This is a genomic window from Kitasatospora sp. NPDC056273, assembly GCF_042268845.1.
In the GTDB taxonomy this organism is placed as follows: Bacteria; Actinomycetota; Actinomycetes; order Streptomycetales; family Streptomycetaceae; genus Kitasatospora.
On the sequence record NZ_JBHJSJ010000035.1, the window covers coordinates 63,263 to 89,076 of the forward strand.

Annotated in this window: 17 protein-coding genes and 1 pseudogene; 6 read left to right on the forward strand and 12 right to left on the reverse strand. The window is 75.8% G+C overall.

Going from position 1 to position 25,814, the window contains the following annotated elements:
• Positions 1–107: 107 nt before the first annotated feature.
• Genes ACFCY1_RS27090 through ACFCY1_RS27100 form a run of 3 tightly spaced genes read right to left on the reverse strand, consistent with a single transcriptional unit; the run spans position 108 to position 3,804 of the window.
• Complete coding sequence (locus tag ACFCY1_RS27090) at positions 108–1,424, reverse strand: ATP-binding protein (protein ID WP_375876349.1); 1,317 nt, start codon at positions 1,422–1,424, stop codon at positions 108–110.
• Positions 1,424–2,137 (reverse strand): response regulator transcription factor, encoded by a 714-nt coding sequence (locus ACFCY1_RS27095; protein ID WP_074005393.1) that lies wholly within the window; start codon positions 2,135–2,137, stop codon positions 1,424–1,426. Before ACFCY1_RS27095 ends, ACFCY1_RS27090 begins: the two co-directional genes overlap by 1 nt.
• Positions 2,138–2,196: 59 nt before the next feature.
• On the reverse strand, positions 2,197–3,804 hold the full coding sequence (locus tag ACFCY1_RS27100; protein ID WP_375876350.1) for an alpha/beta fold hydrolase: 1,608 nt from the start codon (positions 3,802–3,804) through the stop codon (positions 2,197–2,199).
• Positions 3,805–3,979: 175 nt separating this feature from the next.
• On the opposite strand from ACFCY1_RS27100, the gene ACFCY1_RS27105 reads away from it, so the two are divergent.
• On the forward strand, positions 3,980–4,828 hold the full coding sequence (locus ACFCY1_RS27105; RefSeq protein WP_375876351.1) for an arylamine N-acetyltransferase: 849 nt from the start codon (positions 3,980–3,982) through the stop codon (positions 4,826–4,828).
• 156 nt (positions 4,829–4,984) lie between these two features.
• Positions 4,985–5,995: an LD-carboxypeptidase gene (locus ACFCY1_RS27110; RefSeq protein ID WP_375876352.1), complete on the forward strand. Its 1,011-nt coding sequence runs from the start codon at positions 4,985–4,987 to the stop codon at positions 5,993–5,995.
• 17 nt (positions 5,996–6,012) lie between these two features.
• Here ACFCY1_RS27110 and ACFCY1_RS27115 read toward each other — a convergent pair whose 3' ends face one another.
• Together ACFCY1_RS27115 and ACFCY1_RS27120 are read right to left on the reverse strand one after the other, a co-directional pair.
• A complete protein-coding gene (locus ACFCY1_RS27115) occupies positions 6,013–6,432 on the reverse strand; it encodes a helix-turn-helix domain-containing protein (RefSeq protein WP_049660094.1) in 420 nt (139 codons plus the stop codon).
• A gap of 83 nt (positions 6,433–6,515) precedes the next feature.
• Positions 6,516–7,022 (reverse strand): AAA family ATPase, encoded by a 507-nt coding sequence (locus ACFCY1_RS27120; RefSeq protein WP_375876353.1) that lies wholly within the window; start codon positions 7,020–7,022, stop codon positions 6,516–6,518.
• 267 nt (positions 7,023–7,289) lie between these two features.
• Between ACFCY1_RS27120 and ACFCY1_RS27125 the strand changes: the two genes are divergently transcribed.
• The 3 genes from ACFCY1_RS27125 (at position 7,290) to ACFCY1_RS27135 (ending at position 12,170) form a co-directional block, all read left to right on the forward strand.
• Entirely contained in the window at positions 7,290–8,354 is a 1,065-nt protein-coding gene (locus ACFCY1_RS27125; RefSeq protein WP_375876354.1) for a DUF4190 domain-containing protein, read from the forward strand.
• Between the two features lie 199 nt (positions 8,355–8,553).
• Positions 8,554–10,626, forward strand: a complete 2,073-nt coding sequence (locus tag ACFCY1_RS27130; RefSeq protein ID WP_375876355.1) for a hypothetical protein — start codon at positions 8,554–8,556, stop codon at positions 10,624–10,626.
• Entirely contained in the window at positions 10,623–12,170 is a 1,548-nt protein-coding gene (locus tag ACFCY1_RS27135) for a hypothetical protein (RefSeq protein ID WP_375876356.1), read from the forward strand. Before ACFCY1_RS27130 ends, ACFCY1_RS27135 begins: the two co-directional genes overlap by 4 nt.
• Positions 12,171–12,221: 51 nt before the next feature.
• On the opposite strand, the gene ACFCY1_RS27140 is transcribed toward ACFCY1_RS27135, so the two are convergent.
• The 7 genes from ACFCY1_RS27140 to ACFCY1_RS27170 all read right to left on the reverse strand — a co-directional run bounded on the left by ACFCY1_RS27140 (position 12,222) and on the right by ACFCY1_RS27170 (position 24,023).
• A complete protein-coding gene (locus ACFCY1_RS27140) occupies positions 12,222–17,168 on the reverse strand; it encodes an amino acid adenylation domain-containing protein (RefSeq protein ID WP_375876357.1) in 4,947 nt (1,648 codons plus the stop codon).
• The gene (locus ACFCY1_RS27145) at positions 17,165–19,213 is read right to left on the reverse strand and encodes an ABC transporter ATP-binding protein (RefSeq protein WP_074005398.1); all 2,049 of its coding nucleotides are present in this window, start codon (positions 19,211–19,213) and stop codon (positions 17,165–17,167) included. Before ACFCY1_RS27145 ends, ACFCY1_RS27140 begins: the two co-directional genes overlap by 4 nt.
• Entirely contained in the window at positions 19,210–19,440 is a 231-nt protein-coding gene (locus tag ACFCY1_RS27150) for an MbtH family protein (protein ID WP_074005399.1), read from the reverse strand. Before ACFCY1_RS27150 ends, ACFCY1_RS27145 begins: the two co-directional genes overlap by 4 nt.
• A gap of 67 nt (positions 19,441–19,507) precedes the next feature.
• Positions 19,508–20,809 (reverse strand): (3,5-dihydroxyphenyl)acetyl-CoA 1,2-dioxygenase DpgC, encoded by a 1,302-nt coding sequence (gene dpgC, locus ACFCY1_RS27155; RefSeq protein WP_375876358.1) that lies wholly within the window; start codon positions 20,807–20,809, stop codon positions 19,508–19,510.
• Positions 20,806–21,489: an enoyl-CoA-hydratase DpgB gene (dpgB, locus tag ACFCY1_RS27160; protein ID WP_049659703.1), complete on the reverse strand. Its 684-nt coding sequence runs from the start codon at positions 21,487–21,489 to the stop codon at positions 20,806–20,808. The genes dpgC and dpgB overlap by 4 nt, the downstream gene beginning before the upstream one ends.
• A gap of 21 nt (positions 21,490–21,510) precedes the next feature.
• A complete protein-coding gene (gene dpgA, locus ACFCY1_RS27165) occupies positions 21,511–22,656 on the reverse strand; it encodes a 3,5-dihydroxyphenylacetyl-CoA synthase DpgA (RefSeq protein WP_074005401.1) in 1,146 nt (381 codons plus the stop codon).
• Positions 22,653–24,023 (reverse strand): PLP-dependent aminotransferase family protein, encoded by a 1,371-nt coding sequence (locus tag ACFCY1_RS27170; protein WP_063780398.1) that lies wholly within the window; start codon positions 24,021–24,023, stop codon positions 22,653–22,655. The genes dpgA and ACFCY1_RS27170 overlap by 4 nt, the downstream gene beginning before the upstream one ends.
• A gap of 911 nt (positions 24,024–24,934) precedes the next feature.
• Between ACFCY1_RS27170 and ACFCY1_RS27175 the strand changes: the two are divergent.
• Positions 24,935–25,814 (forward strand): annotated as a pseudogene (locus ACFCY1_RS27175) (peptidase M28); the annotation flags it as partial.

A 25,814-nucleotide genomic window follows, 5' to 3' on the forward strand; every position in this document is an offset into this window, starting at 1 on the left:
TCCGAGTCCCTCCGGACGGTCCGGTACGCCCCACGGGCCGGAACACCGCGGCCTCCCGGCCGGACCCGACCACCGGACGGTCCGCCGGGGCGCCGTCCGGCGGACCGTCAGCCGCCCGGGGCCGGCGGCAGCCGGAAGCCGACCTCGGCACCGCCGCCGGGAGCGGCGGCGGCGAAGACGGTGCCGCCGTCCGCGACGACCAGGTCGTGGACGATGGCCAGGCCCAGCCCCGAACCCGGGGTCGACTGGGTGCCGGCGGCACGGTAGAAGCGCCCGAAGACGGCCTGCCGGTCGCCGGCGGCGATCCCGGGCCCGCGGTCGCGCACGGCCAGCCGGGTGCCGGTGACGCGGACCTGGACCAGGGTGCCGTCCGGACTGAACTTGACGGCGTTGCCCACCAGGTTGTCCACGCAGCGCTGGAGCGCCCGCGGACGGGCCAGCACCGGGACGGGCCCCTCGGTGACGACGGCGATCTCCCGGCCGGTACGGCGGCGGAAGCGCCGCGCGCTGTCCTCGGCGGCGGCCGGCAGGTCGAGCGGCTCCGGCTCCTCCGCGCTCTGCTGGTCGGTGGCCAACTCGACCAGCTCGCGCACGAGTTCGTCGAGCGCGACGGTCTCGGTGACCAGGGTCGCGAGGATCTGCTCCTCGTCCTCGGGAGCGAGCCGGCCGCGGGCGCGCTGGAGGAGCTCGGCGCACCCGCGCACCGAGGTCAGCGGGGTGCGCAGCTCGTGGCTGGCGTCCTGGACCAGGCGCTGCTGCTGCTCGCGGGAGCGGCGCAGCGCGCCGACCATCGACTCGAAGGCCCGGGTGAGGCCGCCGACCTCGTCGCGCCCGGCGGCGGGCAGCGGGGTGGCCAGGTCACGGGTGGTGGTGATGTGCTCGGCGGCGCGGGCCAGGCGCCGCACCGGGCGCAGGATGCGGCCGAGGACGAGCCAGCTGAGCAGGGCGCAGGCGGCGGCGGCCGCCACGCTGGTGACGGTGATCCGCCGCAGGAACGCGTCGTCGACCTCGGTGACCCCGGCGTAGGTCTGGCCGACCATCACCGCGCCCTGCCCGTCGGGGCGGGCCTGGGTGAGGACGCCGTAGGGGGTGCCGTCGACGGTGGCGTCCTCCTGGTGGGAGCCCTGCCCGGTGCGGGCCACCTCCAGGGCCCGCTCGGAGACCGGCAGCGCCGGCCCGCCGCCCGGGGCCAGCGGCCGGGCGGTGCCGTCGGCGGGCAGCAGCTGTTCGACGGTGTCGGGCCGGGCGGGCGGCAGCCGGCCGAGGTCCAGGGCGGCGAGCACGGTCTCGGCCCGGTCCCGCAGGCTCCGGTCGAGCTGGTCGGAGACCAGGGTGCTGACGCCGCGGTAGGCGGCGGTGACGGGCACGGCGATCGCCAGCAGGACGGAGGCGAGGACCACCAGGCCGATGCGGGTGCGCAGCATCAGGCGGTCCGGGCGGTGTAGCCGACGTTGCGCACCGTGTGGATCAGCCGGGGCGCGCCGTGCTCCTCGGTCTTGCGGCGCAGGTAGCCGACGTACACGTCGAGCGAGCGCGAGTCGGTGTCGAAGTCGTAGCCCCAGATGCGCTCGTAGATCCGGTGGCGGGTCAGGACGGTGCCCTGGTTGCGCAGCAGCAGCTCCAGCAGGTCGAACTCGGTCTTGGTCAGGTCGAGCCGGCGCCCGCCGCGGTGGGCCAGCCGGGCGGCCGGGTCCAGGGCGAGGTCGGCGAGGACGAGCCCGGTGTCCTCGCCGTCCCCGGCGTCGAGCGGCTCGGTGCGGCGCAGCAGGGCGCGGATGCGGGCCAGCAGCTCCTCGGTGGCGAAGGGCTTGGCGAGGTAGTCGTCGGCGCCCGCGTCCAGCCCGGCGACCCGGTCGCCGAGCTGGTGGCGGGCGGTGAGGACGAGGACGGGCAGGCGGTCGCCGCGCCGGCGCAGCATCCGGCACAGCGCGAGGCCGTCGAGGCGGGGCATGACCACGTCCACCACCGCGAGGTCGGGGCGCCGGTGCTCCAGGAGCTCCAGCGCCTCCTGGCCGTCGGCGGTGGTGAGCACCCGGTAGCCCTCGAAGCGCAGCAGGTGGTCGAGGGTGGCGCGGACACCGGGGTCGTCCTCGACGACCAGGACGGTGCGCCGGGCGTCGGCGGTGGGATCTGTCATGGTGTCATCCTCGCTGGTGGCGGGCGTGGTCAGGCCGGTCGGGGGCTGCCGACGACGCGTCAGCGGGGGACCGGGACGACCGCGACCGGCGGGATCCGGACCAGGCAGGAGGTGTCGCCGACCTCGCCGGTGCGGATGAAGCCGCTGGCGATCTCCAGGGCGCAGCCGGTGGACTCCATCTCCGGGAGGTGTCCGCTGTTGGGTACCGAGACGAACGCGCTGTGGCGGAACTGGGCCGCCGACAGGCGGGAGTTGACCTCGGGGGTGTTGGTGTCGAGGTCCCCGGAGAGCACCAGGACGGGCACGTCGGGCAGGTTCCCCAGGTCGGTCGGCTGCGGGCGGGCGGTACCCCGGCGCGGCCAGTTCAGGCAGTTGTCCCCGCCGTCGGTCTGGCCCGCGGCCCAGCCCTCGGGGCTGAAGGCCCCGAAGTCGGCCGGGTCGGCGGCGGCCAGGGCGGCGCGGTACTGGCGGCGGCGCTCCGACACCGGGGCCTCCGGGTCCCAGGCGCGGACGTAGTCGTTGCAGGTGACGGCCAGGAAGGAGGCCTGGTCCTCGGTGCCGGTGCCCTCCATCTCGCCGCGCACCAGGGCGGACAGCGGCCCCTCGTCGCCCGCGGCGAAGGCGTGCAGGGCGGCGGGCAGGGCGCCGAGCAGCCCGGACTCCCCGGGGTGCAGGCCGATGCCGCGGGTGGCCGGCTCGTACATCAGGTCGGCGAGCTTGTCCTCGGTGAACAGCACGGTGCGCCGCTCGCCGCCGGCCTCGGCGGTCACCTTCAGCGGGCGGGCGCGCAGCCGCTCGGCGACGGCGGCGAGGTCGTGCACCGCGGTGTCCGGGTCGCAGGCGCCGCTGCGCTCGCAGATCCGGCGCAGCGTCAGGGAGACCTGCTGGGCGCCGGGCCGGGCCAGGGAGTCGAAGGCGACCGGGTAGGCGCCGGACAGCACCATCTTCTCGACCCGCTCGGGATGGCGGTCGGCGTAGACCGGCATCAGGTAGGTGCCGTAGGACATGCCGTACAGCACCAGCCTGGGGGCGCCCAGGCGCTCGCGGGCGGCGTCGATGTCGTCGGCGGTGGCGGCGCTGGTGTAGCCGCGGGCACGCGGGCCGAGTTCCTCGGCGCACTCGGCGACGAGCTCGCGCTGGCCGGCCCGCGGGGCCCAGCGGTACTCGGCCTCGGTGACGTCGCAGGGCAGCCGGCCGGAGCGGCCGGTGCCACGCGGGTCCAGCAGGAGCACGTCGTAGTCGTCCAGCACCCCCCGCAGCGCACCGGCCACCTGCTCGGCGCGGTCGATCAGGGTCTCGCCGGGGCCGCCGGGGTTGAGGGCGACGGTGCCCAGGGCCGGACCGGGGCGGCTGTGGCGCACCACCGCGTAGCTCACGTCGACGCCGCCCAGGCGCGGCTCGCCCGTCACCAGGGGCCGGCGCATGGTCGTGCAGTCGACCCGGTGGCCGGGGACGGCCGGGCACCACGCGGGCCGGCCCTGCGCCCCGGCGGCGGAGGCCTGCGCGGGCGGGGCGGCGGCGAGCGGCAGCGCCGTCGCCAGTACCGCCAGGGCCGCGGCGGCCAGGGCGCCCCGCCGGGCCCGCCGCCCCGCGCCGCCCGTGTCCGCGCCGTTCGCGCTCGCGCCGTTCGCCCCGGTGGCCGTGCCCCTCGCCGTGCTCGTCGTCATCGCGGTGTCCTCCGTACGTCCTGCGGTCGGTGTGGGCACGACTCTGCCGGGCGCCCGTCAGCCGTTCGGCAGAGTGACGGCAAAGGCGTGTAAGAACCCCGAGCGCGCGGGAACCCGGGGGCGTAGGACCAAAAGCCGATGGCCCCGCGCCCGGCCTCCCGGGTGGAATGGCCCGATGGATCACGCGCCACGACCCGAGCCGTCGCACCCCGAGCAGTCGCACACCGGCCCCGCCGACGGCCTCACCGCCGCCCAGCGGGACGCCTACCTCGACCGCATCGGCCTGCCCGACCCCGGCGCCCCCTCCCCGCACGCGCTCGCCCGGCTCCAGCTCGCGCACCTGCGCACCGTCCCGTTCGAGAACCTGGACATCCACCTCGGCGAGAGCATCGTCCTCGACCCCGCCGCCCTGCTGGCCAAGGTCGTGACCCGCCGCCGCGGCGGCTTCTGCTACGAACTCAACGGCGCCTTCGCGCAGTTGCTCACCTCGCTCGGCTACCGGGTCGGCCTGCTCGCCGCCCGCGTCTTCGACGGCGAACGGCTCGGCCCGCCCTTCGACCACCTCGCCCTGCGGGTGGACCTCGACGAACCGTGGCTGGCCGACGTCGGCTTCGGCCGCTTCAGCCACCACCCGCTGCGCCTCGACGAGCGCGGCGAACAGGCCGACGCCGAGGGCGCGTTCACCCTCACCCCGACCGGCACGGACGGCGACCTGGACGTCCTACGGGACGGCACGCCCCAGTACCGCCTGGGCCCGCGCCCGTACGAACTCGCCGACTTCGCCCCGACCTGCCGGTGGCAGACCACCTCACCGGACTCCCACTTCACCCGCTCCACGACCTGCACACTGCTCACCGCGGACGGCGGCCGGGCGACCCTCAGCGGCAACCGCCTCATCACCACCACCCCGGCCGGCGAACGCACCGAACGGACCCTCACCGACGACGAGGCCCTCGCCGCGTACCGCACCCGCTTCGGCATCACCCTGGACCGCCTGCCGAGCCTGCCGGCCCTCCCCGGCTGAGCGCCCGGCGACCGCCCGCCCGGGCGAAAACCGGTTGCCGCCGCGCAGGCCGACGGCGAGACTGCGGTCCGACCCGCCCGGCCGGTGCGGCCGCCGGGGGTGTCCCGCCCGTCCGGCCCGGCCGGATCTGCCCACCTGTGAAACCGGGGTCGCCCCATGCCCACCGAGCCGACCGCCCTGCTCCGCCCGCGTGCCCTGCGCCCCGGTGACCTGGTGGCGGTGGCCGCGCCGTCCGGTCCGCTGGACGAGGCGGACCGTCCCCTCCTGGCCCGCGGCACGGCCGTGCTGGAGGAACTCGGCTTCCGGGTACGGGTGTGCCCGTCGGTCGCCGAGGGGCGCCGGCACTGGTGGGCCGCGGGCCGTCCCGCCGAGCAGGCGGCGGAGTTCAACGCGCTGCTGCGCGACCCCGAGGTGCGGGCGATCGTCGCGCACACCGGCGGGCAGGCGGTGACGGGCTGGCTGGACCAGCTGGACCTGGACGCTGTACGCGCCGACCCGAAGCCGGTGCTGGGCTGCAGCGACGTCTCCCAGCTGCTGCTGGCCCTGCACGCCCGCACCGGACTGGTCGGCGTGCACGCCGACATGGCCACCTACGGCTTCGGCGAGTGGAGCGAGCGCTTCGCGGACGGGCCCGAGGAGGACGGCGCGCACCAGGCGCTGCGCGAGGCGTACCTACGGGTGCTCACCGTGCCGGCCCCGCCCGGGCCGCTGCCGGCGCTCTCCCCGTGGCAGTGCTGGCGCGACGGCCGCGCCCGGGGCCCGCTGGTCGGCGGCCTGCTCAACCGGCTCGTCGCCCTCCAGGCCACCCCGTACGCCGTCCCCGCGCGGTCCTTCGACGGCGCGGTGCTCTTCTGGGAGGAGGTGGACCGGCCGCTGTCCGCGGTCTGGAAGGACCTGCACGTGCTGCGGCTGTCCGGCGTCCTGGACCGGATCGCGGCGATGGTGGTCGGCACCCCGCACCGGGTCGGCTCCGACGGGCCCGCCGGCGCGGGAGAGCCGTCGCTGCGCGAGGTGGTCCTGGACGTGCTCGGCGACCGCCCGCTGCCCGTCCTCGCCGGCGTGGACTTCGGCCACGCCGGCCCCAACCTCCCGCTGCCCCTCGGCGTGCGGGCCGAGGCCGACGCCACCGCCCGCACCCTCACCCTGCTCACCCCGGCGGTCTCCTGACCCCTCCGCGGAAGCCGTCAGGCGACGAGGCAGAGCCCGTCGTACCGGCCCGTGGACGGGGCGCGGCCCCGGCCGGTGCGGCTCGGGACGGCGGCGTAGCGGGCCAGCTCGTCCTGGGCGAGCGAGAGCAGGTCGCCGAGGCCGAGGCCCAGCGCCCGGGCGGCGGCCGCGAGCACCTCGGAGGAGGCCTCCTTGCGCCCGCGCTCCAGCTCCGACAGGTACGGCATCGAGATCCGGGCCGCCTCCGCGACGTCCTTCAACGTGCGTTCCTGGGCGAGCCGTTCGCGCCGCAGCACGTCGCCGACGACGTCGCGCCACAGCGGCTCCCGCCGTACGGGCGCCGGGTGCGGGGGACGGGACGGCCCGCCGGACGCGGGCGGCTGCGCCTGCGGGCGCAGGGGGATGACGCGGGCTTCGTTCGGCGCATGGGTGCTCACCCCTTCACCCTAGGGATCCGGCGCCCCGGGGGAAGAGCACGGAGTTCCGCCCTGGGTGAAGCCCGCGCGCCGGCCGCGGCCCCTCAGGGCCGGGGCGTCCAACCGGCCGGGGCGAGGCCGGTGTCGGCGAGGATCCGCCCGACCGTCTCCTCCAGGCCGCTGTGCCGGCCGACGACCCGTTCGAGACCGTCGGGGAGCAGGTCGTGGGGCCGGTACCAGTCGGCCATGTCCTCGGGGGAGAACTCGGCGGCCTGGGGGCGGGTGGCGTGCCGGCGCACGGTCTCGTCGAAGTCCACGTCGAGGTAGTACAGGAAGCTGCGGCCCCGGTGGTCGGCGACGAGCCGGGCCAGCATCGGCCCGTAGCGCTCGGCGGCGAGGATGCCCTCGACGACCGTGTGGAAGCCGTGGTCGAGGGCGTGCCGCGCGACCAGGTCGATCAGCCCGATGTTCGCCCCGCCCGGGACGTCCCGCTCCCGCAGCACGGTACGCCGCAGCAGGTCCTGCCCGACGACGGCGAGGCCCCGCCCGTACGCGGCCCGCAGCCGAGCGGCGACGCTGGACTTCCCGGCGCCGCTCGGACCCCGCACCACGACCAACACGCTCTCCGGGCCGCCCGTCACACCGCGACCGTCCCCGCGCCGCGCCCCGCCCACACCACCGGGCGCCCACCGGGTACCCGGCGGGAGGCCGCGGCCCGGCACTGTATATGTTGATCACTCGCCGGTCCGGCCGGCGTCCCGTCCCAGGGGGTGACGCGTGGGGCCGGGTCGCTGCCGTCGGGGAGCCGGGCAGGAGGCCCCCGGCCCGGGGCCGAGCAGCGGCCCGCCCGACATCCCACCGTTCCCGAAGGATTCCGCATGACCGTTCCCGTCCCGCCCGACAGCAGCCCGCGGCCTGCCGAGGAGCCGGCCGCCGCCGACCCGTGGGCGCCGCCGGGCCAGGGCCGGGACGAGGCCCCCACGGTCCCCGCCCCCGGCTTCGGCCCCGCCCCCGCTCACGCCCCCGCCGCGGGCCCCGGGCAGATACCGGGTCAGGCCCCCGGCCAGGCACCCGGCGCCCCGTACTGGCCGCCCTACGCGATGCCGGCGCCCGCGCCGCAGCCCCGCAACGGCCTGGGCATCGCGGCCATGGTGCTCGGGATCGTCGGGGTCGTGCTCGGCCTGACCATCATCCTGTTCTGGCTGTCCTGGCTGCCCGCCCTGCTGGCCGTGGTCTTCGGCGTGATCGCCCTGGGCCACGTGCGCAAGGGCCTGGCGGCCAACCGGGCGATGGCCCTGGCGGGCGTGGTCCTGGGCGTCACCGGCCTGCTGGTCTCGGTCGGCACCGGCGTGTTCGTCGTGAACCGGGTGCAGGAGGTCCACCGGGAGCAGAAGGCGCAGGCGGAGGCCGCGCGCATCCGCTTCGAGACCGCGACCAAGGCCGCCGAGGAGCGGGCGGCCAAGGAGAAGGCGCGGATCGAGGCCGAGCGCCAGCGGCTCGCGGCCGAGCAGGAGAAGCGGGCCGCGGACGAGTGGGCCCGGCGCCTGTCGTTCGGCCAGTCCTACACCTACCCGGACGGGCTGAAGGTCACGATGGCCGCGCCGGAGCCGTACGTCCCGCGCGGGGGCGTGGGCGAGACCCCCAAGGACGCCACGATCGTCCAGGTGAGGATCACCGTCGTCAACACCGGGCCAGCGGAGGTCTCGCTCCTCGGTTCGGGGCTGCCCACCGTCCGGGACGCCAAGGGCAACCTCGTCTTCACCCTGATCGACGGCAGCGGACGGATGAAGATCCTCACCAAGTCCCTGGCCCCGGGCGAGGAGGCCACCGGGCTGACCGCGTACGCCCTGCCGGCCGGCGCGGGCGACCCGTTCTCCGTCCGGTTCGACCACACCATGGGCACGGAGTACAAGGACGTCATCTGGACCGGCCCGGCCGGCTGACCCCCGACCCGCCCCACCGCCCGAGGCCGCCCGACCGCCCCCCGCGGCAACTCTGACGGCACGTCACGAATCGGCAACCGAGGCCCCGTCTCCGGCGATACACCTGTGACGCACCGACCGGCTCGCCTATTCTCCATCCGGCGCGGCGCACTCCCGCCGCGCCGGACGACTGGGGGGTCGCGTGCTTCTGGACGGACGCATGGCCGTGTTCGAGGCCGTCGTTCCCGCGCTGGTCGGCCTCGAACTGACGGGGCCCGAGCCGGGCAACGGCACCCGGCTGCGCATCCCGCCCGGCACCCCCCTGCTGGTCGAGTGCGCCGGCGGGCGGCTCACCGGCAAGACCACCCTCCTCAAGGCCCTGGAGGAGCGGTACGCCGAGCGCCTGCCCCAGGCGTACGCGGACCTCGGGCGCGCGGACTTCGGCCGCCCCGGCCTCGCCCTGCCCGCCGAGAACGAGGCGCCCCGGCTGAGCAACGCCTCCCACACCTCGGACCTGCTCTTCCACGTGCGCTACGAGCTGAGCCGGCGGGCGAACCGGTTCGGCGGGGGCCTGTCCTTCCCCCGGCTCACCCAGGGCCTGCTCGCGATCACCAGCTGGCAGGCCGTCGGGCTCGGCGAACTGGAGGCCGCCGGCCGGCGCCTGGAGAGCCTGCTGCGCGAGAGCCAGCCCGACGCCCAGGCCCGCCGGAACAAGGTGGCGGGCTGGATCAGACAGGTCGCCCCGAACCTCGGCGCCGCGGCCGGGCTCGGCCCCGGGGTGAACGAGCTCGTCGCCTCGCTCGCCGACGTCGTCGCCACCGAACTGCTCGGCGCCCGCGCCAACAGGAACGGCCTGCGCTGGTGGGCCGAACGGCGGGTCAGCGCCCAGGGCGAGGCGAACGTCCAGCTGTCCGAGCTGGCCCGCGCCTTCCGCGGCGGCGCACAGGACCGCGAGTCCGCCGAACGGCACCTGCTGGCCGCCCTCCTGGCCGACATCGACGACCACTACACCTGGGCGCGGCTGAAGAACCGGCTGCCGCGCCCGCTGCTGCTCCTCGACAACGCCCACACCCCGCTGGGCCGGCCGGTCCTGGAGACGCTGACCCGGGTGTGGCACGAGGAGAGCGTCCGGACCCGGCCCGGCGTGGTCGTCACCGCCCTGGACCGGGAACCGGCCGTCCCCGACCCGGAGAGCACCGCCCCGTCGACGCGCAACGCCGCCGGCCCGTTCTGGCGGGCGGACCGGCCGCAGACCGCGGACGGCTGGACCGTGCGGCTGCCGCTGGCCCAGCTGACCCTCGACGAGGTCAAGCGGATGTTCGGCACCGACCACCCCGCGCCCGACACCGCCCAGCTGATCCACCGTCTCAGCGCGGGACGGGCGGGCATCGCCCACGGCCTGGTCCAGGCCGGCCGGCGGGCGGTGCGTCTTGGGACGGACACCGGCCCCCGCGCCCTGCTCGACCTGCCCGCCGACGACGAACCGGACACCCCGGTGCACGAGCGGCTGCTGCGCCTCCTCGTCCCCGACGACACCGCCCGCACCCGCCTCGCCTACTTCTCCCCGGCCCTCGACTACGAGGCCGCCCACGGGCTCGGCTCCGCCTACCCGCCCGGCGACGACGGGGCCCTGCGCGTCCAGGAGACCATCCGGCTGCTGGAGCGCGACCGCTGGGGCACCCGCCCGTGGCCGGGCACCGGAGCACCCTTCGTCGGCGACCCCGCCCTGCGCGCCCTGCTCGGCCACCAGCTGGCCGCCCGGCTCGACGCCACCCCCGGGGCCGAGCCGTGGCACGACATCCACGAGACCCTCCGCGACCGCTACGCCCCGCGGACCGCCGGCGGCCAGCCCGACGACCGCTTCCTGCACCACGCGCTCGCGGTCCTCGACACCGGCACCGTCGTGCGCGCCCTCCACCAGCGCCTGGCCCGACAGGACGCGGCCACCTGGCTCGCCGCCCTCAACCTGGTCTGCGCCGCGCCCCACCCGCCCCGGAACCTCGCCCCCGCCACCGCACGCCCCGAGGACTGCCCGGCCTGCGGGAGCACCCGCGCCCCCGTGCACCAGGCGATCGACCTGCTCGTCCGCGGCCTGTGGCAGCAGTCGCACCCGCTCGCCCCACCCGACCAGCGGCTGATCGACAGCGTCCAGTTGCAGCTGCTCACCCTGGCCCAGCACAGCGGGCCCGCCGACCAGACGGTGTTCTTCCGGGCGTACGACACCTGGCCGCAGCTCCTGCGGCGCTGGATCCAGGCCCCCCACCTCCCGATCCGAGGAGAGTCCCCACGATGAGGCTGCTGCCCGCCGGTCCCCTGAACCGCGCGCTGGTGACCGCCCTGGCCGTCGCCGTCCTGGCCACCGGCGGCTACCTGGGATACGAGTACGGACTGGCCGACGACCCGTCCTGCGCCCCCGGCGTGGAGAAGCGCGGCGAGCAGCACGAGTGCGTCGGCGTCACCGACGGCGCCTACGTCTTCAGCGAGGAGCTGCGGCAGGTCACCGAGCGCATCAAGGCCGAGAACGACCGCGTGGCCGGCCAACCGCACGCCACCGTCGCGCTGATGATCCCGATGACCTCCGACGCCCCCGCCGAACGGCGCGAGCTGGTCGAACAGGTGCAGGGCGCCTACCTGGCCCAGCACTGGGCCAACGACGACGCGAACAAGGAGAAGACCCAGCCCCTGATCCGGCTGGTGCTGGCCAACCCCGGTCGCGAGTACAAGGAGTGGCTCGCCGTCGCCGACCAGCTGGCCCGGGCCAAGGCCGACGGCAAGCAGAACCTCCGGGCCGTCGCGGGCATCAACCTCAGCAGCGACCGGACCCAGGACGCCGTCCGCTACCTCACCGCGAACAAGGGCATCCCGGTCGTCGCCGGCCCCATGACCTCGGACGACATCAAGAACACCGCCACCGACCGCTCCTACCCGGGACTGGCGCGCATCGTCCCCGGCACCGCCGACCAGGCCGCCGCCCTCGCCTCGTACGGGGCGACCCTCAAGCCCGAGGAGGCCCTGGTGATCGAGGACACCCGGCCGGGCGACAACTTCCTCACCACCCTGCGGACGACCTTCAAGACGCTCGCCAAGGGCGCGCCCAACGCTCCGGAGACCTTCCAGTCGCCGCTCGACTACAACAAGGAGGGCAACCTCGCCAACACCTTCCACCAGATGGTGCCGGACATCTGCTCCTCCGCCGCCACGACCCTCTACTTCGCCGGCCGCCCCGTGCAGCTGCGCCAGTTCCTGGTCGCCCTGGGCAACCGGAAGTGCGACAAGCACTACACGGTCATCACCAGCTCGCACGCCTCCACCCTGATGGTCGACAAGGAGTTCGCCGACAAGTGGGACTCCCTCACCAAGGGGGCCGGCATCACCGTCCGCTACACGGCCCTCGCCCACCCCGACACCTTCGGGGAGCGCAGCGCCGAGACCACCGGCGGCTCCAAGGACGCCACGGCGAGGCTGGCCGACCTGCTGAAGAGCCCCGACACCAAGGCGCCCGACGCGATCGGCCCCGCCGACCTCCGCGACGGCCGGGTGATCGTCACCTACGACTCGGTCACCACCGCCGTCGCCGGCATCCGCAACCAGACCACGGACAAGGTGGCGATGCCCTCGACGGACGACGTCACCGAGGGCTGGAGGCGGATGCACGGCAGCAACCGGGTCAACGGCGCGAGCGGCTGGATCTGCCTCGACCCGCAGGGCAACGCCTACAACAAGGCCGTGCCCGTCGTCGAACTCGACCCGAAGATCAAGAACGCCGTCCTGGTCGGCCTCGCCTGGCCCCTCGGCCACGCCCCCGACGCGACCTGCCCGATCGGCAGCGACGGCTGACCCCCCGGGCAGGGGCCGCGCCCACCGGGACCGCGACCCCTGCCCGCCGCCTCAGCCGCCGTCCTTCCCGCCGTCCTTCGCGCCGTCCCCGCCGCCGAAGGCGGACTCGAACTCGTCGATGTCCTCCTGGCCCAGCGAGATCAGCGAGAAGTCCGACGGGGTGTGGCCGCCGGAGCCCTCGTCGGCGTGCCGCACCAGGCCCTCCAGCACCGCCCGCCAGCGCTCGGCGAGGTCCGCCAGCTCCGCCCCGCCGAGCAGCCCGGCCGGCGACTCCAGGACGAAGGACAGCTCGGGGCCCTCGGGCAGGTCCCGCGCCCGGCCGTTGATCTCCAGCACGTGCCGCAGCGGCATCGCCGGGTCGACACCGCCGGGCATCACGTGCTCGCCCGCCGACGTCCACGGCCGCCCACCGGTCGCGGAGCCCACCCCGGCGTCCGCGTCCGCGGAGCCCGCCTCCTCACCGGAACCGCCGAACCGGCCCAGGTAGTTGAACCCGATCTGCGGCGCCGCCAACGGCGCGAGCACCGCCCGCGTGGCCGGGTTGGCGTACCTCAGCAGCCCGTACCCCAGACCGTCGCCCGGCCGCTGCCGCAACTGCTCCTTGACCCGCTTGATCAGCCGCGCCACGTCCTCCCCGCCCGCCCGGACCTCGGCCGGGTCGATCGGCCCGGTCTCCAGCCACACCGGGTGGACGGCGGTGAACCAGCCGAGGGTGCGCGTCAGGTCCATGTCCTCCGACAGCGGCACCCGGCCGTGCGCCTCCCGGTCGACCAGGAAGCCCTCCGGCACCGGCCTGCCCCGGGCGCGCAGCCACTCGCCGAGCGCCGCGGCCAGACCGGACAGCAGCACGTCGTCCACGCCCGCGTGGAAGGCGGCGGGCAGGGCCGCCAGCAGCGGCCCCGCGGTGCGCGCCGGGACGGTCAGCTCGGCGCGCGAGCGGCCGCCGCCCGCGGTGTCCACGCGCGGGTCGAGCGGCCGGTCGGCGAGCGGGTCCTCGACCCGGTCCACCACCCGCCGCCAGTCCGGCAGTTCGTCCACCGTCCGCTGCGCCCGGGCCCGCTCCGCCAGGGCGACCGCCCAGCGGCGGAACGACGTCGCCTCGGCGGCGACCGCCGTCCCGGCCGCGTCCGCGCCGCCGGCGGCCAGGGCCGCGTGGGCCAGGGCCAGGTCGGGCACCAGCACCCGCCAGGAGACGCCGTCGATCACCAGGTGGTGGGCCGTCAGCAGCACCAGGCCGCCGCGCCCGGCGCCGCGCTCCAGGAGCACGGCGCGCAGCATCACGCCGTCGCGCGGCGCGAGCGCGGCCTCGGCGGCGGTGGCCTGCTCGTCGACCAGCGCGTCCAGCCGCTCCCCGTCGAGGCCGGCCGCGTCCACCCGGCTCACCAGGTCCGCCGCGGCGACCGCCCAGGACGTGCCCGGCTCGGGCACCACCAGCTGCTCCTCGTCCTCCTCCAGCCGCGCCCGCAGCACCTCGTGCCGGTCGAGGACCGCCTGCAGCGCGTCCGCCAGCTGCCCGGTGGTCAGGCCGGGCGGCGCGGTCAGCAGCATCGCCTGGCTGCCCGCCCGGGCCACCGAGCCCGCCCGCCGCGCGACCTCGCGCATCACCGGGGTCAGCGGGACCGGGCCGTAGGGGACGTCCTCGGCGTGCTGCGCCGCCGTCCCGTCGACCGGCCCGGCCACCCGCGCGAGCTCCGCGGGCGTGCACAGCTCGAAGACCTGGCGCGGGGAGATCGCCAGGCCGGCCTTGCCGGCCCGCCCGGCCAGCAGCATCGAGGTGATCGAGTCGCCGCCGAGGACGAAGAAGTCGTCCTCCGGGCCGACCTGTTCGAGGTTCAGCACCTCGGCGAACAGCCGGCACAGCAGCTCCTCCGCGTCGGTGGCCGCCTCGCGTCCGGCCGACCGGCCGGCGAAGACGGGCCGGGGCAGGGCGGCCCGGTCGAGCTTGCCGTTCGCCGTCACGGGCAGGGCCCCGAGGACGGTCACCGAGGCCGGGACCAGGTACTCGGGCAGCTTCCCGGCGAGGTGCTCCCGCAGCGCCTCCGGGTCGAGGGCGGACTCGTCGCCGCCGGCCGGCACGGCGTAGCCGGCCAGCCGCTTGTGGCCGTCCTCGTCCTCGACCGCGACGACGAGCGCCTGGGCGACGCCGGGGTGCGCGGCGAGCACGGCCTCGATCTCGGCCGGCTCGACGCGGAACCCGCGGATCTTGAGCTGTTCGTCGGCGCGGCCGAGGAAGAGCAGCTGCCCGTCCGGGGTCCACTGCGCCAGGTCGCCGGTGCGGTACATCCGGGCGCCCTCGGGTTCGTCCTCGGCGGGGAAGGGGCAGGCCACGAAGCGCTCCGCGGTGAGTGAGGGACGGCCGAGGTAGCCGCGGGCCAGTCCGGCCCCGGCGAGGTAGAGCTCGCCGGTCATGCCGACCGGTACGGGCCGCAGGAAGGCGTCCAGGACGAACACCCTGGTGTTGTCCATCGGCCGCCCCAGCGGCACGGTGTCGGGCACCGCGTCCGGGTCGGTGAAGGGCAGCTGGGTGGTGAAGGCGGTGGTCTCGGTGGGGCCGTAGGTGGTGCGCACCACCATGCCGGGGTGGGAGCGCAGCAGGGTCCGTACGGCGTTCGCGGAGACGACGTCGCCGCCGGTGGAGACCTCGCGCACGCCGCCGAAGATGTGCGGGGCCTGCTCGGCGAGCACCCGGAAGTGCCCGGCCGTGGCGTGCACGTTGGTGACCTGCTGGGCCGCGATCAGCCGGCCGCGTTCGACGGTGTCGATGTCCCCGGGGGGCACCAGCACCAGCCGGCCGCCGTGCAGCAGCGTCGTCCAGATCTCGTAGGTGGAGGCGTCGAAGGCGTGGTTGGCCTGCACCAGCACCCGCTCCAGGGCCCCGCTGGACCAGCACTCGTCGAGGCAGAACGCGAGGACGCTGCCGTAGGTCACCGCGACGCCCTTCGGCAGGCCGGTGGACCCGGAGGTGTAGATGACGTACATGAGGTTCTCCGGCCGGACCGGCACCGGCGGGAAGGCCCCGGCCTCCGTGTCCGCGTCCGTCTCCTCGGCGGGCTCCGCCGCCAGGCGCAGCACCTCGGCGGGGGCGAACAGTCCGGCGTCGGCCAGGCCCCGCCCGGCGTTGGGCGCGTCCACCAGCACGACGGCCGGGCCCGCCTGCGCCGCGACCGCGCGGAGCCGCCCGGCCGGGTGCCGGCCGTCCATCGGCAGGTACGCCGCGCCGGCCTTCACCACCGCCAGCAGCGCGGTGATCAGCTCGGGCGAGCGCTCGGCCACCACGCCCACCAGGGTCTCGGGGCCCACGCCGAGCCCGGCCAGCCGGTGCGCCAGGCGGTTCGCCCGCCGGTCCAGCGCGGCGTAGGTCAGCTCGGTGTCCCCGGCGACCACGGCCACCGCGGCGGGGGTGCGGCGCACCTGCCGCTCGAAGAGCTCGGCGAGGGTCGCCTCGGGCAGCTCGCGGCGGGTCCGGTTCCCGGAGCCGTCCAGGTCCCGCCGCTCCTCGCCGGTCAGCACGTCGAGCCGGCCCAGGGGCACGTCCGGGTCGGCCGCGACCTGGCGCAGCACCAGCGTCATCCGGTCGACGAGGCCGCGGGCGGTGCGCTCGTCGAACAGGTCGGGCCGGTAGTCCAGCCGGATCTCGGTGTCGTCGGCCGGCGTGACGACGACGGTCAGCGGGTAGTGGGCGGCCTCCTCGCCGCCGCCGGCCGCCACCCGCACCCCGGCGGGGCCGCGCCGGGAGACCCAGGCGGGCATCGGCGGCGGCTTCGACGTCCCGTCGGCGGGCGCGGGCGGCTCCGGGCCCGGCCCCAGCGGGCCGCCGGCCTGCTCGCCGCTGCGCAGCGCGCTGCCGCCCAGGCCCTCGCCCGGGGGCGGGGGAGCGGTGGGCCGCGGCGCGCCGGGCGCGGCCGGGTCGGCGGCGGGGGCGGCCATCGGGCCGCGGGGGTAGTTCTGGAAGACCATCAGGGTGTCGAAGACCGCGCCCGGGCCGCCGGCGCGCTGGATCTCGGGCAGGCTCAGCTGCTGGTGGTCGAGCAGGGCGGCCTGCTGGTCCTGGAGGGCGGCCATGGCGGTGCGGAAGGGCACGGCCGCGTCCAGGCGCACGCGCACCGGCACGGTGTTGATGAACAGCCCGACCATCCGGTCGGCCTGCGGTACGTCGGCGGGGCGGCCGGAGACGGTCGCGCCGAAGACCACGTCCAGGCGGCCGGACAGCTTGCCGACCAGCAGCGCCCAGGCGACCTGGAAGACCCGGTTGAGGGTGACCCCGGCGTCGCGCGCGGTCTCCCGCAGCCGGTCGGTGAGGTCGTCGCCGATCCGGTCGATCACGTGCCGGAGCATCACCGGCGGGCCGCTGCGGTCGGCCGGGCCCACCAGGGTGGGCTCCCCGGTGCCGGCCAGCATCGCGCGCCAGGCCGCGCGCGCGGCGTCGGTGTCCCGGCGGCCCAGCCAGGCGAGGTAGTCGCGGTACGGCGGCACCTTGGGGAGCACCGAGGGGTCGCCGCCGTTGTCGTAGATCCGCCACAGCTCGTCGAACAGGATCGGCAGCGACCAGCCGTCCATCAGGATGTGGTGCATCGTCACCACCATCCGGTACCGGTCGGGGCCGGCGCGCAGCAGCAGCACCCGCAGCAGCGGGGGCAGGCCGAGGTCGAAGCGCCGGGCGTCGGTCGCGGCCAGGGCGCCGGCGCGGGCGTCGGCCTCCCGCTCGTCCAGTGCGCCGAGGTCGGCGTACGTCCACGGGATCCGCACGCCCTTGGCGATCACCTGGACGGTGTCGCCGGCCGCGCGGGAGCGGAAGCCGGCTCGCAGGCTCGCGTGCCGGTCCAGCAGCGCCTGCCAGGAGGCCTGGAGCACCTCGGGCCGCAGTTCGCCGTCGAGGTTGAGGACCCGCTGCCCCACGTACACGTCCCGGGGCGCGTCCTGGTCGTACGAGGCGTGGAACAGCAGTCCCTCCTGCAGCGGGGAAAGCGGCCACACGTCCTCGACCGTCAGCTGGCTCATCGTGCTCTCCGTTCGGGTTGGTCGGGCCGTTCGGGTCGGTCGGGGCCGGCCGCCGCCTGGGGCGGCGGCAGCAGGCGCAGGGGGCCGCCGCCGGGCGGCAGCGGGGGCGGGGCGCCGTAGCCGTCGGCCGGGTCCGGCCCGGCTTCGGGGCGCGGCGCGGGCGGGTCGGCGAACTGGGTGCGGTAGAGCTCCGCGTACAGGCCGCCGGCGTCGACGAGCGCGGCGTGCCGGCCGCGTTCGACCACGCGCCCGTCCTGGAGCACCAGGATCTGGTCGGCCTCGCGGATCGTGGACAGCCGGTGCGCGATCACCAGGGCGGTGCGGCCGGCCAGGGCCGTCCACAGCGCCTTCTGCAGGGCCGCCTCGGACTCCGAGTCCAGGTGCGCGGTGGCCTCGTCGAGCACGACCACGGACGGCTTCTTGAGCAGCAGCCGGGCGATCGACAGGCGCTGCTTCTCGCCGCCGGAGAAGCGGTAGCCGCGGTCGCCGACGACGGTGTCCAGGCCGTCGGGCAACGCCGCGACCACGTCCCGGACCTGCGCGGCCTCGCAGGCCTCGACGAGCTCCGCCTCGGTGGCGTCCGGCTTGGCGTAGAGCAGGTTGGCGCGGATGGTGTCGTGGAACAGGTGGGCGTCCTGGGTGACCATGCCGACGGTGTCGCGCAGCGAGGCCAGGGACAGGTCGCGCACGTCGACGCCGCCGATCCGCACGGTGCCCCCGGTCGGCTCGTACAGCCGGGCCACCAGCTGGCTGACGGTGGTCTTGCCCGCGCCGGAGGGCCCGACCAGCGCGGTCAGCCGGCCCGCCGGGGCGCGGAAGCTCACCCCGCGCAGCGCCTGGGCGGTGCCGGAGCGCTCCGGGGCCGGCAGCGACAGCGTCTCCAGCGAGGCGAGGGAGACCTCCTTCGCGGCCGGGTAGCGGAAGGAGACGTCCTCGAACTCGACCTCCGGGGCCCGGCCAGGGCCCGGTACGGGCAGGGCGACGGCATCGGGCCGCTCCACGATCAGCGGCTTCAGGTCCAGCACCTCGAAGAGCCGGTCGAAGGAGACCAGGGCGGTCAGGTAGTTCGACTGCAGGTTGGAGAGCTGGTTGATCGGGCCGAAGAGCCGGGCCAGCAGGGTGGCCAGGGCCACCAGGGTGCCGATCTGGATGCTCCCGGCGACCACCAGTTCGCCGCCGACGCCGTAGACCACCGCGGTGGCCAGCGAGGCCAGCAGCGTCACCGTCACCAGCAGCATCCGCGCGTAGACGGAGGTGACCACGCGCACGTCCCGCACCCGGGCCGCGTTGCCGGCGAACCGGCCGTCCTCGCGCTCGGGCCGCCCGTAGAGCTTGACCAGCAGCGCGCCGGCCACGTTGAAGCGCTCCTGCATGAGCGAGCCGAGCTCGGCGTCCAGCTGCATCGAGGTGCGCAGGTTGCGCTGCAGCCGCCGCCCGACGACCCGGCCCGGCAGTACGAACAGCGGCACCGTGACGAGCACCACCAGGCCGATCAGCCAGGACAGGTAGAAGATCGTGGCGACCACCAGGCAGAGCACCAGCAGGCTGGAGAGCACGTTGGACAGCAGTACCGTCACCGCCTGCTGGGCCTCCATCACGTCGGTGTTGAGCCGGCTCACCAGCGAGCCGGTCTGGGTGCGGGTGAAGAACGCGAGCGGCTGGCGCTGCACGTGCCGGAAGACCTCGGTGCGCAGGTCGTAGATCAGCCCCTCGCCGATGCGCGCCGAACTTCGGCTGACCAGGAAGCCCACCAGGGCCTGCAGCAGCGCCAGGACCGCCACCGCGACGGCGGCGCCCGCCACCACGGCCCGGTCGCGCGGCACGATGCCGCGGTCGATGAGCTCCTTGAACAGCAGCGGCGTGGAGACGGTGATGAGGGCGTCGACCACGGTCAGCGTCAGCAGCGCGACGATCTGCCGCCGGTAGGGCCGCAGGTAGGGCAGGATCCGCCGGGAGGTGCCGGGCCTGACCTGCCCCCGGGCCGGCTGCGTCCCGTCGCCGGGGGTCGCCCGGATGGTGATCAGCGGGCCCGGGCCGCTCGTCATGGCGCGACGACCTCCCTGCCGTCCGGCGCCGCGGCCGTCGGGGCCGGCGGGCGCTGGTCGGTCCAGACGCGGTCGACGTACGCCAGGCACTCGTCGCGGGAGCCCCGGCCGCGGGCGATCCGCCACCCGGCGGGCACCTGCGCGAACCCGGGCCACAGCGAGTACTGGCCCAGGGGGTTGACCAGCACGAGGTAGGAGGCGTCCGGGTCGTCGAAGGGGCTGGTCATCTCGGTCTCCTTGCTTGTTCGGGTGCCGCCCGCCGGGGCGGCGGGGGAGGGCAGCGGCGCGGCGCTCTCACCCGGAGGGCCGGGCCGTGAAGCGGCCCGCCTTGCCGAGCACGTCCGCCGCGCGGATGCGCAGCGCCTGCTGGACGGCGAACTCCGCCAGGTAGGCGCGGAAGCCGTCCGCCGGTTCCAGGGCGAGGTTCACCATGCGGCGGTTGGCGGTGACGGCCGGGTCGCGCAGCAGCTCCAGGGCCCGCTCGACGGCCCGGTCGAGGTCCGCCGGGTCGACGACCTGGTCGACGAGCGTGCGGGCCTCCGGGTCGCTCGCGCGCACCCGCCGGCCGCCGAGGATGATCTGCCGGGCCAGCCGGGGGCCGGTCACCGCGGGCAGCCGGAAGTCCGCCGCGCCCGGGACGATCCCCTCCTGCGCGGCCGGCAGGCTCAGGTAGGCGTCGGAGGCCGCGAGCACGTGGTCCACCGCGAGCAGCAGCTGCATGCCGCCGCCGATCGCGAAGCCGTCCACCGCGGCCACCCACGGCATGTCGGTGAACGGGTAGCGCCAGGACGCGTCGTCCGTGCGCAGCCCGAGCAGCAGCTTCCTGAGGTAGCCGAGCTCACGGCGCAGCAGGAACCCGACGAGGGTGATCTCACCCGCGTGCAGCCGCTTGAGGTTGATCCCGGCGCTGAACACCCGGCGCCCCGCGTAGCGCGGGTGGGTCATCTCGCCGCCCCGGATCAGCCCGATCTCGCACCCCTCGTCCAGCAGCGCGAGGTCGACCGCGGTCTCCATGTCGTCGACCTGCTGCTCGTCCTCGGCGTTGAGGCGGTCCCCGGCGCACATGGTGATCCGGGCCACCCCCGCGCGCCGCTCCAGCCGGGTGCTGTCCATCCGCACCACCCCGGTGGCCCGGAACTCCCCGAGCAGCTCCAGCGCCCGCCCGGTGGGCCGCAGCATGGAGTCCATCAGGTGGCCGCCGGCGGCCGGGCCGCGCAGCACGCCGCGCAGCAGGACGCCCAGGTCGACCTCGTAGCCGAGGCGCTCGGCCACCGGCAGGGCCCGCTCCGCACGCAGCTGCGCCGCGGTGGGCACCAGGTTCGGTACGGCGCGGGCGGCGCCCTCCACCAGGGCGTCCAGCCGGGGGCGCAGGGTGCGGCCCGCGGTGATCCGGTCGTAGAGCTCCTCGGCGTGGCGGTCCAGGAAGGCGGTGCGCCGCGCGCGGCCGGCGTCCAGCTCCCGCTCGGCGCGCTCGCGCTCCTCGCCGGTGCGCGGCCCGGGCGCGGGGAACGGGGGCAGCAGCCGCGCCGCCCGGTCGAGCCCGTCCGCGGCGCGCTCCCGTACGGCGGCGGGCGCCCGCCCGGTGGCCGCGTTCACGCCGTCACCCCGTCCGGGGCCCGGGTGCGCCGCAGCGCGCGGTCGCAGGCGGCCAGGTGCGGGCCGAGCGCGTCCTCGAAGCTCATCCACTGGGCGTCGAAGGCCAGTTGGCGGCGGATCGCGAGTTCGGGGCCGGACAGGCGGCGCAGCAGCCGGGCGGCGGCCGCCAGGGTGCGCCCGGGGTCCCGGCTCACCTGGTCCACCAGGCAGCGCTCCAGGGCCTCGCGGGCGGTGATCGGCACCCCGAAGAGCACGGTGCGCCGGGCGCGGGCCGGTCCGAGCTGCTGGACCAGCCGGTAGCCGGCCATGCCCGGCCAGACGGCCTGCCCGTGGAAGGACGGCAGCAGCCGCAGGTCCGGGGCCGCCACCCGGACGTCGGCCGCCAGCAGCAGGTCCAGCGCGACGCCGCCGCACTCCCCGCTCGCCGCCGCCAGGGTGGGCAGCCGCAGCCGCTCGAAGCGCCGTACCGCCCGCTCCCACTTCGTGACGGCGGCGGTGTCGCCCGCCTTCGCCACCGCCTCGCCGTCGGGGGCGCCGGACAGGAACAGGGTCGCGGCGTCGGCGCCGGCGCTCTCCGCCTCGTCGCACAGGGCGCCGAGGGCGGCGGTCAGCTCGGCCGAGATCTCCCGGCGGCCGTCCACGTGCAGCACGGGGCCCTCGGGCAGGGCGTTGACGGGCATTGCGGTCTCCCTTGGGTCGGTTCACCACTGGATGAGCGCGGACTCGATCGTCGAACCCGGCCCCATGGTCATCAGCACGCCGTAGTCGCCGTCGCGGACCACGCCCTCCCTCAGGAGCCGGTCGTAGGAGAAGAGGAACGAGCCGCTGGAGACGTTGCCGAAGTCGCGCAGCACGGTGATGGTGTGCCGCAGGTCGTGCCGGGTCAGCCCGAGGTTGACGGCGACCGCGTCGATGACCTTCTTGCCGCCGGAGTGCACCAGCCAGTGCGCGACGTCGTCGCGGCGCAGCGAGGTGCCCGCCAGCAGCCGGTCGACGACCCCCTCCACGTGCGCGCCGACCAGGTAGGGGACCTGAGGGTCCAGGAAGAAGCTGAAGCGGCCCTGGTCGCGGTCCCAGTCGTAGCGCATCGCGTCGATCGCGTCGACGATGGTCACGCTCGCGGTCCGCAGGATCCGGGGCCCCTCCAGCCGGCGGCCGGGCCCCTCCTCCTCGGCCTCCTCGTCCTCGGCCCCCTCCGCCGGGCGGCGCCCGTCGTTCACCGGGTCCGCCACCACCGCCACCGCCGCGGCGCCGTCGCCGAACAGGCTGTTCACCACGGCCGTGCGCATCGTGGCGTCCATCGTGTACGCGGCCGAGCAGGCCTCCGAGCAGACCATCACGGCCAGCCGGCCCGGGTTCGCCGCCGCCCAGTTGCCCACCACCGCCAGCGCGTTGAGCCCGGCGTTGCAGCCCATGCCGACGATGTCGGCCCGCGCGGTGTGCCAGTCCATGCCCAGCTCGCGGATCAGCAGCGCGCTCAGCCCCGGCGTCAGGAAGCCGGTCGAGGTCACGCAGCACAGGTACGCCACCTCCGACAGGTCGGCCCCGATCCGCTTGAGGCACAGCTGCAGCGCGTCCGCCCCCATGCTCACGGCCCACGCCTTGTGCTTGTCCAGCAGGTCGCCCTGGCTCTCCCGGAGCCTGGTGCCGTCCGGCGCCGCCGGCGGCAGCACCAGCGAACGCTGCCGGATGGAGCCCAGCAGGAACACCGAGCGCACCCGGCGGTCGGTGATCCCGAACAGGTCCAGCAGCTCCTCCTGGGAGTAGTGCTCGGGCGGCACGGCGGTGCCCACGCTCACGATGCGCGGGACCGTGGCGGCCGGCGCTCGGTCCAGGGCCGTGGTCATGGTGCGTCACTCTCCGTTCCGGGTACCGGGCACGTCACCACCGTGCGTCCACCACCGCGCGCCCCACCACCGCGCGTCTCCTCACTGAGCGTCTCCACGAACCGCACCAGCCGCTCGACGCCCTCGACCACCTGCCCGGGCGTCAGGTAGCTGATCGACAGCCGGATGTCCCGCTCGCCCCCGCCGTGCGGATGGAAGAACTCCATCGGCGTCCAGATCACCCCGAACTCCCGGGCCGACCGCTCCAGCGCCGCCGTACCGGTCCGGAAACCGGTGCGCAGCGTGAGGAAGAAACCGCCGTCGGGCCGGTTCCAGCCCACCCCCAGCTCCCGGCGCCGCCGCTCCGGCAGCCACCGCTCCAACTGCGCGAGCGTCGCGGCCATGCTGCGCCGGTAGTGCTCGGCCGCCCGCGCGTTCAGCACCGACAGCCGCCCGTCCGAACCCAGCAGCGCACCCGCCGCGGCCGCCTGGCTGAGCGAGGACGTGTTCACCGTCACCATGCTCTTCACCTTCGCCAGGTCCCGCGCCAGCAGCCGGATCCCGCCGCGCCCGTCGCGCACCTCCTGGTCGGCCACCACGTAGCCGACCCGCGCACCGGGGAACACCGTCTTGGAATAGGTGCCGAGCTGGATCACGCTCCTCGACGTGTCGAGCGCCTTGAGCATCGGGCACCGCGGCCCCGGGCCGCTCAACCGGTAGGGACTGTCCTCCAGGACGAGCAGACCCTGGCGCCCGGCCAGCTCCAGCAGCCCGGTACGCGTCGGAAGGTCCAGCGTCGACCCGGTCGGATTCGCGTGGTCCGGCACCACGTACACGGCCCGCGGCCGGCGGCCCGCCGCCCGCTGCGCCCGCACCGCCGCGTCCAGGTCCGCGACCACCAGCCGCCCGTCACGCTCCGGCACCGCGACCACCGGGATGTCCAGCAGCCGCGCGGCCCCCATGATCCCGACATAACAGGGGGTCACGAGCAGCAGCACGTCCGCGGGCGTCGCGAACAGCGCGCGCAGCACCAGGAACATCGCCTCCTGCGCACCGACCGTCACCACGATCGCCTCGGGCGCGACCTCGAACCCCTCGTCCTGCCGCAGCGAGTAGGCGATCAGCTCCCGGATCTGCCCCGCCGCCGGCCCGTACTGGTAGAAGCCGCTGCGCACTTCGGCCGGCCCCGCGCCCCGGCTCTCCAGGTAGGCCGCGTACCGGCGCAGGTAGGTGTGGACCTCCTCGACCTCGAAGAAGCCGTCATAGGGGCGGCCCGGCGCGAAGGACACCGCGTCCGGGTAGCTGGACGTGATCTCGTTGAGGAAGTTCATCCGGTCGAGAACCGGGTCCTCGATGCTCGAGTGCAGCGTGGTCGAATCGAGCACCATGGTGCCCGCCTTTCCGTGGACGAGCCGCCGTGCGGCACCCCGTCGGACGGCGGATGCCAGGGCTCGCGTGAAGGACGCGCGGCAGGGCGACGGTGCGGCGGCGCCCCGTGGGCGGATCGCCGGTACCGTCCTCCCGCGTTCGAACATCGGTCGGTCTCGACGTCGGTCTCATGGCGGCCCCTCGGACGGGCCACGGGCTCCGGCGGCGCCACCGCGGGCGCACCGTCCGAACGGCGGCGGCGCGGTGCCCGCACGCGAAAACCGCCGTCGGGCACCGGGCCGAAGGCGGCGCGAGGGGGTACCGAGATCCCAGCACGCCCTGTCGCCGCTTTCGCACCGGCCGCGGTATCCGACGGATATCCGGAGCACAGGGCCCTGTCTGCTGTTTGTCCTCGTTCCAGTACGCGCCACCGGGCGAGGGGCTGTCAAGCGCTGTGGGTTTCCGCCCCGTCACAGCCTGCTACCGGATTCCTGGTCCCGCCGCCGTGCCCGCGGCCCCGGCGCCGACCGGCCCGCCTCCGCGCCCCCGCGGCGCCGGGCCGCTCCGGGGTGCCGCCGGGGGAGGCGTCGGAGCCCGACGGCCGGGCGGCCCCGGGGCCCGCTCGCCGGTCCGGTCCACCGCCGCCGGCCCTCCCCGACCGGTCGCCGTCCGATCATGGCCCGTCACCTGACGTGGTCTCAACCACTGGGACAAAAGCCCAGGTTGGCGCCGAACCGGACCGGCCGGCTTGACGGAATTCGCCAACCCACCGCCCCGCGCGCACCGGGCATTGACCCGAGCATGACGCCGTGTGAGTGTTCGGGCACCCGAGCGCGGACGGCCCGCACGGCCGTCCCCCGGATACGGCTGCGCGGCGCGCCACCAGCCCCTGCCGTCCGCGGTCGAGGACCCCCACATGCGAGGAGCCTCGATGCAACGCAGAGTCACCGCAGGCAGGTTGCTGACCACGGCGACCACCCTGACCGTGCTGGCCGGCATGATCGCCGCCGCCACGGGCCCGGCCACCGCCGCGCCCACCCCCTCCCCGGCGCCGCCGAGCGCCCTGGCCGCCGCCGTCAACGCCGCCGACGCCGTCGCCGCGGCCGGACTGGACGCGCTGGCCAAGGGCCCGGGCGAGACCTACGAGCGCAAGACCGTCACCCCCTGGCTCGGCGGCCTCTACTCCGTCTCCTACGAGCGCAGCTACCACGGCCTGCCCGTGGTCGGCGGCGACGCGGTCGTCCTCGCCGACGCCCAGGGCAAGGTCCGCGCCCTGCAGTCCGCCGCCACCGGCCCCGTCGGCGGCTCGACCGCCCCGCAGGTCAGCGCCGAGCACGCCGAGAAGACCGCCCGCACCAAGCTGGCCGCCGTCGACTCCGTCGAGTCCCGCCGCCTGGTCGTGCGCGTCAAGGACGGCGCCGGCCGCCTGGCCTGGGAGACCGTCCTCACCGGCCACAAGGGCAGCGCCCCCAGCCGCCTGCACGTCTTCGTGGACGCCACCACCGGCGAGGTCGTCGACAGCTACGACGACGTGCGCGCCGGCACCATCAACAGCGAGTGGAACGGCCCCGCGCCCGTCACCATCAGCACCACCAACTCCGGCGGCTCCTACTCGCTGCGCGACCCGAACCGGCCCGGCCTGTCGTGTTCCGACTACAGCACCGGCCAGGTCTTCTCCAAGTCCAGCGACTCCTGGGGCACCGGCAGCGCCTCCAGCAAGGAGACCGGCTGCGGCGACGCGATGTTCGCGGCCCAGAAGGAATGGGACATGCTCCGCGACTGGCTCGGTCGCAACGGGCACAACGGCAACG

Bases quoted from the DNA above. Each gene is read 5' to 3' on its own strand.
- ACFCY1_RS27095 (WP_074005393.1), bottom strand. From the start codon at position 2,137: ATGACAGATCCCACCGCCGACGCCCGGCGCACCGTCCTGGTCGTCGAG.
- ACFCY1_RS27130 (WP_375876355.1), top strand. From the start codon at position 8,554: ATGGCCGTGTTCGAGGCCGTCGTTCCCGCGCTGGTCGGCCTCGAACTG.
- ACFCY1_RS27105 (WP_375876351.1), top strand. From the start codon at position 3,980: ATGGATCACGCGCCACGACCCGAGCCGTCGCACCCCGAGCAGTCGCAC.
- dpgB (WP_049659703.1), bottom strand. From the start codon at position 21,489: ATGCCCGTCAACGCCCTGCCCGAGGGCCCCGTGCTGCACGTGGACGGC.
- ACFCY1_RS27170 (WP_063780398.1), bottom strand. From the start codon at position 24,023: ATGGTGCTCGATTCGACCACGCTGCACTCGAGCATCGAGGACCCGGTT.
- ACFCY1_RS27090 (WP_375876349.1), bottom strand. From the start codon at position 1,424: ATGCTGCGCACCCGCATCGGCCTGGTGGTCCTCGCCTCCGTCCTGCTG.
- dpgA (WP_074005401.1), bottom strand. From the start codon at position 22,656: ATGACCACGGCCCTGGACCGAGCGCCGGCCGCCACGGTCCCGCGCATC.
- ACFCY1_RS27145 (WP_074005398.1), bottom strand. From the start codon at position 19,213: ATGACGAGCGGCCCGGGCCCGCTGATCACCATCCGGGCGACCCCCGGC.
- ACFCY1_RS27125 (WP_375876354.1), top strand. From the start codon at position 7,290: ATGACCGTTCCCGTCCCGCCCGACAGCAGCCCGCGGCCTGCCGAGGAG.
- ACFCY1_RS27135 (WP_375876356.1), top strand. From the start codon at position 10,623: ATGAGGCTGCTGCCCGCCGGTCCCCTGAACCGCGCGCTGGTGACCGCC.
- ACFCY1_RS27150 (WP_074005399.1), bottom strand. From the start codon at position 19,440: ATGACCAGCCCCTTCGACGACCCGGACGCCTCCTACCTCGTGCTGGTC.
- ACFCY1_RS27140 (WP_375876357.1), bottom strand. From the start codon at position 17,168: ATGAGCCAGCTGACGGTCGAGGACGTGTGGCCGCTTTCCCCGCTGCAG.
- ACFCY1_RS27100 (WP_375876350.1), bottom strand. From the start codon at position 3,804: ATGACGACGAGCACGGCGAGGGGCACGGCCACCGGGGCGAACGGCGCG.
- ACFCY1_RS27110 (WP_375876352.1), top strand. From the start codon at position 4,985: ATGCCCACCGAGCCGACCGCCCTGCTCCGCCCGCGTGCCCTGCGCCCC.